Here is a 7170-nt window from a genome sequence, read left to right as displayed (position 1 = left end):
GATATACTCTTAAAGTCTCCATTAGTTTGGTGCGTTTAGTTTTGTCATATTGAAGGATTGGAGTAAGAATATCGTAAGTAATTTTCATGAAATTTTCATCGGAAGAAAGTGTAGACATCATATTGTAGATAAGAGTATTCTCATAATAATATCGTTTGTTATAACGGAAATTTGCTGTACATAATTCTTCAGCCAGTTTTGCATGAAGATAGTAATTTCTGTAGTCTGTGGGGCCTTCTTTTATTTCACTTATTCCCCATGAAAAAATAAGCTTTTTTGATGTTTTCTTTAGCTGTTCCTCCGCTATATCCAGAAATTTTGAAATCTGAGTTTTGCCTGAAGCGGGTGAGATCTCGAGGTATGTTATTATGGCGTTGTTGTGGTGAGTCATCATAGCATCTTTTCCCAGTGATGCTGCAGTTTTTATAAAAGTGTTTCTGACAGTATTTATATTAGAATCCATCCAGTTTTCTTGCCAGTCATTGGAAGGATTGTCTTCGAGGTGTACTCTGCCTACTATGCATGCGTATGTACGATTTAAGTTCATTCCCATAAGCTTTGCAGTTCTGGTTACTTTCTCTGAACCGGGATCACTGCCATTGGCAAGCATCCAGATCAAATCCTCTTTTGCCATGCTTTGCGTACGTTCGATGATTTCATCTCTGTAGAACCATAAGGAAAGAAGCGGAGAAAGTGTGTGTGACAGAAGATCAAGAAGCTCCTGAGTCGTGACTGTATTAATATGTATATGACCGTAAAGATGTCCATTGGATTTAAGAGGGATACTTGTCATGTCAGCGGCTCTAGGAGCATCATCTAAAGCATTTCCGCTGCAGTCAGTGATGGATACTTTACAGTCCAGATATTTTGATATTATCTGAGATGCAGCTTTTAAATCTGTCCCGTTAAGGAAACTTTTAAGCATATCCTCCTGAAGTCCTTCCACTTTTTTGACGGCGTTATTATAGTCTTGATGAAGAAAACCAAGAACAGTTTCGAATATATCAGCAAACCGTACATCCCACGGTATAAGCAATATAGGCAGACCGCCTTTTTCAGCTAGCCTTCTGTTATTTTCACTCAGAGACATTTCATCGCCGGGGATAGCTAAAAGGAAAATACTGGCTTCGGCATTTATGAGACCTTGTATAAATTCATGCATTAGACATTCATCCTTTACGTAGGGTGTGGCTATGCTTATAACCATTTCATTTTTTCTGATGAAATCATCTAAAGGAAGGTCATTGACAGAAACATATTCTATAGGTCTTTCTGCAGGAATATCAGAATCAGTGAGATTTTTATACCATGTTATGAGATCAAGGCCGAGAAAATCATTTATGGAAAACATCGTTGTCACCTCCGAAATTTTGATATAAGTGTATGATACAATATTTTTATACTATTTGTCTGAAAAAAATAAAAAATATTCAGACAAATCGATATTGTTTTTTTATGTTGTTTGCTATAGTATTGCATCAAGTTAAGCTTACCGGTCGACTGGAATGGTATTTTGATTGTACTGGGAGGTGAATTATGCAAAGAGAAGAAAATCTTAATAAAAAAATGGGGTTTTGGCAGATCTGGGCGTTGGGAGTAGGTGCTGTGGTGGGAGACGGTATTTTCCTAATGGTAGCCTCAGGCGCCGAACAGGCAGGGCCGTCTTGTATTATAGCCTATGCCGTGGCAGGATTTTTGCTGATGTGTATATGTATGAATGCTTCGGAGTTGGCTGTGGGGATGCCGGTGGCTGGCTCTATGTATAACTGGAGCGAGAGGATTCTCGGGCCCCGATGGGGAATTCTGGCGGCTTTCGGAAACATAACAATGGATGTGGTATTTCTCGGATCTGTTGGATTAGGAACAGGATATATCTCCAATTATTTCTTTATGTGGACAAATAATGCGGATTTGTCTGCAGTAATATGGGGGATATTGATTTTGACTATTGTGTTTTTCGTGACGCTTCTGGGAGGAGATGTTACAGGAAAAACTCAGCTGGGTTTGATAATAGTGCTTGTGGGGATTATGGCAGTATTTACCGTGGCCGGTGTGGTTTCGAGAAATATTGATGCCGTAAATTATAAGCCTTTTGCACCTTTTGGAGGAGAAGGAATTATTTTGGCTGTATGCGCGGGAACATATGCGTACATGGGGCCGTTGTCGCTTCTGGCCGCTGCCGGAGAGACTAAGGATGTCAGAATAATGCCAAGAGCTATGTTCTGGGCATTCATAACCATAATATTGCTTTATGCAGCTGCTATCGTAGTTTGTCTCGGCCTCGTAAATTATCAGGAAATGTCTACTATGGAATCTCCGTTTACCGTGGCAGCCCAGTTTGCTTTTGGTGATGCAGCCGGAATTGTAATAAATTTTGCGGCATGGATTGCTTGTGTGACATGCCTTGTAGGAGAAATATTCTCAGCATCAAGATTATTGTATGGAATGAGCTTTCATGGTGCAGTGCCTAAGGTTTTCGGAAAAACCAATAAAAGAGGTGTTCCTCATGTAGGTTTGACAGTATCATTTTGTATAGGTATTGTTCTGATGCTTCTTGGGATCGTTCCGCAGCTGGGTAATGCTTATACAATGCTTGCAAATGTGGCCACCGCCTGCGGTATCGTATGCCTTATAATAACCGTGATAGCAAGTTATATGTATAAGAAAAAATTTGCAGATGAATATGGATCTCTTCCGTGGAAATTAAAAGGCAAGACATTTTTCTTTGTAATTGCATTGATAGGATGTGGTATACTATTTTATTCTTCATTCGTGTCAAGTTTGTCTACTGCCATATGCATCATAATTTTCTTTGCAGTTCTGATGGTTTACTATCAAATTTACGCAAAACCTAATGCTGAAAAAATTCAAAGACGGCAGAATGCTGAAGACAGAAAGGAGTAACAATCATGAAAATCATTGATCTTACACATTTTATATCAGAGGACATGCCGGTATATCCGGGAACGGAGCAGCCCAAATTGAAGCAGGCTAATACTTATGAAAAGGATGGATTTAAGGAAACTCTGATGACTATGTATTCACATACAGGTACCCATATGGACCCTCCCAATCATCTTTTTGCTGACAGAACAACCCTTGATAAGTTTCCTGTTAGCCAGTTTGTGGGAAAAGCGTTAGTTATAGATTGCAAAGACCTTACAGAAGGTGATACTATAACACTGGACAGAATAGCAAGATACGGAAAAAAGGCAGAGGATGCGGAATTCCTGCTCTTTAATCTCGGATGGGATAAAAGATGGGGGACGGAAGATTATTACGGTGACTATCCCTGCATTAATGATGATGTGGTGAATTTTATAATAGAGACAGGGAAAAAAGGCGTCGGCCTTGACGTTATAGGAATTGATCCTATTGCCGATGAGGATCTGCCTATTCATAAGAAGTTATTTAGAGAACATGAAATAGTAAATATTGAGAATCTCAAAGATTTAGATAAATGCGGAGATGATTTGTTTTGGTTCTTTGCCCTTCCCCTTAAATGGGAGAATGCGGATGGCGCACCTATCAGGGCAGTAGCATTTTGGGAATAATGGAGTAGTATTATGAGAGAATTTTTACTGAAGCATGCGGACATAGAGCCTGTGTCTTTTCATATGCCGGGACATAAAGGCTCTGCTGTTTTCAGAAAATATGGATATGGGGAATTTCTGGACAGACTTGCAGACTGTGATATCACGGAAATACCGGGAGCAGATAATCTTTTTCAGGCAGAGGGAATCATCAAAGAGGTTCAGAAAAAATACAGTGAGCTTTATGGTGTAGAACGGTCATACCTACAGATAAACGGAACAAGTGGAGGAATAATAGCCTCAATACTGGCAGCAGTGAAGCCGGGAGGTAAGCTTATAATGGCAAGAAACTGCCATAAGTCAGTATTTAACGCGCTTACACTGGGAAGTATTCACCCGGTATACGCTGCTCCGGAGTTTATAAAAGAACATGGCATATTGGGAGCCATATCGCCTGAGGAGATAGAACGATGTATAAAAGAAAACCCGGATGCAGATGCCATAATATTGCCAAGCCCTAATTATTATGGAATATGCAGCGATATCAGGGCGATAGCTGATATAGCTCATAAAGAGGAAAAGGTATTGATTGTAGATCAGGCTCATGGTGCACACTTGAAATTTTTTCATACCTTTGGATGCGGTAATTCAATGCCTGCCTCTGCTGAAGACTGCGGAGCGGATATAGTTATCAACAGCATACATAAAACTTTGGCGTCGCTGACACAGAGCGCCGTTTTAAATCTTAATTCTCAGCGAGTGAATCGCTATGTACTGGAAGATAAACTGCAGGTAATACAAAGCACGAGTCCGTCTTATATACTTATGAGCTTTCTGGATATCAATGCCGATTTGCTGAAAGATCATGGCAGACAGCTCATAAGAGAGTGGCGGGATAACATTGATTATTTTTACCATGTAGCTGCCGGTATAAAAGGACTGAAAATAATGACTGCCGATAATATGGATATCACTAAAATCAATCTTGATATGGGAGATTTGGGAATAGCGGGTGCAGAGCTGGAAAAACGACTAATGGAGAAAGGTATATTTTCAGAACTTTATACGGGGGATATCCTGATGCTTATGACAGGGATAGGCAATACCAGAGATCATATGATGAAGACTCTGAAAGCGCTTGAGGAAATATCACAAACAGCCCACGTGGCAGAAGCAGAGGGAGCGGATCGCAGAAGACGCTATCAGATCCCTGCTGCAGGAAAGCTTCACAGCGTTCCGTCAAAGAAGCATTTCGTTCCTCTTGGAGAGGCGGAAGGGGCGATATGTGCCGGTTCCATAATACCGTACCCTCCGGGAATTCCGTTCGTGTGTCCGGGAGAAGAACTGACACCGGATATAATAAGGTATATTACAGCCCTCAGGCATGACGGTGAAAAGGTTATAGGAGTAAATGACAGGGGTGAAGTTCTTGTGGGGAAATAGGATAATATGATGATAGCCGGAGAGCATCGTATAAGTAAATACTGCGATGCTCTTTGCGGTGTATGGAACATTTTTACGTTAATTTCGATGGTTTTAATAAAATTTCTTTTCTTAATGCCGGTATTATGATAACATGTGTAAGGATGGGTGGTATTCGTTTTTGAAACTATACCATATAAAATAGAACTGACATATTCATTTTCCGGGTACGGCAGAAAAGCCGGACGCTTATATCCGAAAGGAACGAGACGGAGGAACACAAGACACTCTCAGAAGAGGAGGTCGGTAGATTGAATATAGGGTTTATTGGAGCAGGAAAGGTGGGCTGCAGCCTCGGCAGATATTTTGCCGAAAGAGGGCATGAATACGGTCTTTGTGTAAAGGGCTATTTCAGCCGCAGCAGCAAGTCAACGAAAGATGCGGCACATTTTACAAAATCACAGGCGTATGATGATATGAAAGCTTTGATACGTGAGTGCGATGTTATCTTCCTGACAGTTCCTGACGGAAGTATTCAGGATACCTGGAATCAGGTGAAAGGATACGATATAAAAGGTAAAACGATATGTCACTGTAGTGGTGCAATGTCTTCGCTGGATGCTTTTGAAGGTATTGGAGAAACAGGCGCCTACGGATATTCTATCCATCCGCTGTTCGCAGTAAGCGATAAATATAACGCTTACCGGGAGCTGCCGGGTGTTTTTTTTACGTTGGAGGGAGGAAATATACTTTCCGGCAACGCAGAGAAAGAACACAGCCCCGAGTTCATCAGTCTTTGCAGGACGATGAAAAGCATGGGGAATCCTACAAGAATCATTGAAGCGGAAAATAAGACGACATACCATTGTGCAGCGGCTGTGGCCAGCAATCTTGTATGCGGTCTCATAGATCAGAGTTTGCAGCTGATGTATAGATGTGGGTTCTCTCAGAATGAAGCCGTGAAAGCACTGGCGCCTATATTGGTGGGAAACATGGCTCATATCGCAGATACAGATCCGACACAGAGTTTGACGGGACCAATAGAAAGAAATGATACCGTAACTGTTCAAAAACATTTACAGTGTCTTCAGAGTGAAGATGAAAAGGAACTGTATCGAATACTGAGCCGCAGGCTTGTGCGAATGGCTCAAAGCAGACATCAGGACAGAGATTATGCAAAGATGAAGGAGATTTTGGCAGATAAATGAGTAAAGACTGCTTACAAGCAGTCAAATATATGAAAGGAAGAGGATGATGAAAAATACGGTTGCGAGTTTATTGAAAATGAAGGAAAATGGTGAGAAGATCTCAATGCTGACATGTTATGATTATTCTACAGCGAAGCTGATGGAGGCTTCCGGAATAAATATGATTCTGGTAGGAGATTCATTGGGGAATACAATGTTGGGATATAAAGATACGCTCTCTGTTACAATGGAGGATATGATCCATCACGGTGCTGCTGTTGTAAGGGGTGTGAAGCAAACATTTGTCGTTATGGATATGCCATTCATGTCATACCAACCTTCTGTATATGATGCAGTCGTAAATGCAGGCAGATTGATAAAGGAAACGGGAGCCAATGCAGTGAAACTCGAAGGGGGAGCTGCTGTGAAAGAGCATATAAGAGCCATTACAGATTCAGGTATACCGGTAGTGGCGCATATAGGAATGACGCCTCAGTCTGTGAACGCCTTTGGCGGGTTCAAAGTTCAGGGAAAGAATGAAAAAGCAGCAGAGCAGATTTTGCAGGATGCATATGATGTTCAGGAGGCAGGCGCATTTGCAGTGGTTCTTGAGTGCGTTCCCGCCAAGCTGGCTGCACTCATAAGTGAGAAGCTTATGATTCCGACAATTGGAATAGGAGCAGGCGCCGGCTGTGACGGACAGGTGCTTGTATGGCAGGATATGTTGGGGCTTTTCAGCGATTATGTGCCTAAATTCGTAAAGCACTTTGCCAATGTGGGTGATATTATGGTAAAAGCTTTTAATGATTACGATCAAGAAGTTAAAGAGGGAACTTTCCCGGCACAGGCTCATGAGTTTAAGATAGACGATGAGATAGTAGAAAAGCTCAAGGAAAAATAAAATGATAATAGCAAATACGATAGATGATGTAAGAAAAAAAGTGAGAGAATGGAAAACGTCCGGATTTACAGTAGGTCTGGTACCTACCATGGGTGCGCTCCATGAAGGCCATGCATCTCTCATAAGT

At 41.4% G+C, this 7170-nt stretch carries 7 protein-coding genes; 6 read left to right on the top strand and 1 reads right to left on the bottom strand.

All coding sequences use genetic code 11. The features are described from left to right. Positions 1-1351 (bottom strand): PucR family transcriptional regulator ligand-binding domain-containing protein (locus ACLR96_RS09785; protein ID WP_412265798.1); only part of this gene is annotated, 1351 nt, incomplete at its 3' end. Between the two features lie 185 nt (positions 1352-1536). Between ACLR96_RS09785 and ACLR96_RS09780 the strand changes: the two genes are divergently transcribed. The 6 genes from ACLR96_RS09780 to ACLR96_RS09755 form a co-directional block, all read left to right on the top strand. Further along, a complete protein-coding gene (locus ACLR96_RS09780; RefSeq protein WP_177267505.1) occupies positions 1537-2904 on the top strand; it encodes an amino acid permease in 1368 nt (455 codons plus the stop codon). A gap of 5 nt (positions 2905-2909) precedes the next feature. Further along, positions 2910-3554, top strand: a complete 645-nt coding sequence (locus ACLR96_RS09775) for a cyclase family protein (protein WP_177267504.1) — start codon at positions 2910-2912, stop codon at positions 3552-3554. Positions 3555-3566: 12 nt separating this feature from the next. After that, positions 3567-4976, top strand: a complete 1410-nt coding sequence (locus ACLR96_RS09770) for an aminotransferase class I/II-fold pyridoxal phosphate-dependent enzyme (RefSeq protein WP_187525075.1) — start codon at positions 3567-3569, stop codon at positions 4974-4976. Between the two features lie 191 nt (positions 4977-5167). Next, positions 5168-6163 carry a Rossmann-like and DUF2520 domain-containing protein gene (locus ACLR96_RS09765; RefSeq protein ID WP_412265803.1) on the top strand — a complete coding sequence of 332 codons (996 nt, stop codon included), beginning with the start codon at positions 5168-5170 and terminating at the stop codon, positions 6161-6163. Positions 6164-6209: 46 nt separating this feature from the next. After that, positions 6210-7043: a 3-methyl-2-oxobutanoate hydroxymethyltransferase gene (gene panB / locus ACLR96_RS09760; protein ID WP_177269783.1), complete on the top strand. Its 834-nt coding sequence runs from the start codon at positions 6210-6212 to the stop codon at positions 7041-7043. Between the two features lies 1 nt (position 7044). Further along, a partial coding sequence (locus ACLR96_RS09755; protein WP_412265801.1) for a pantoate--beta-alanine ligase occupies positions 7045-7170 on the top strand: 126 nt, incomplete at its 3' end.

The organism is Lentihominibacter sp. (assembly GCF_046951855.1).
GTDB classification, from domain to species: Bacteria; Bacillota; Clostridia; order Peptostreptococcales; family Anaerovoracaceae; genus Lentihominibacter; species Lentihominibacter hominis.
Note: the sequence above shows the minus strand (reverse complement) of the source record. Positions and strands in the feature narration are given on the sequence as shown.

Bases quoted from the DNA above. Each gene is read 5' to 3' on its own strand.
- ACLR96_RS09780 (WP_177267505.1), top strand. From the start codon at position 1,537: ATGCAAAGAGAAGAAAATCTTAATAAAAAAATGGGGTTTTGGCAGATC.
- ACLR96_RS09770 (WP_187525075.1), top strand. From the start codon at position 3,567: ATGAGAGAATTTTTACTGAAGCATGCGGACATAGAGCCTGTGTCTTTT.
- ACLR96_RS09775 (WP_177267504.1), top strand. From the start codon at position 2,910: ATGAAAATCATTGATCTTACACATTTTATATCAGAGGACATGCCGGTA.
- panB (WP_177269783.1), top strand. From the start codon at position 6,210: ATGAAAAATACGGTTGCGAGTTTATTGAAAATGAAGGAAAATGGTGAG.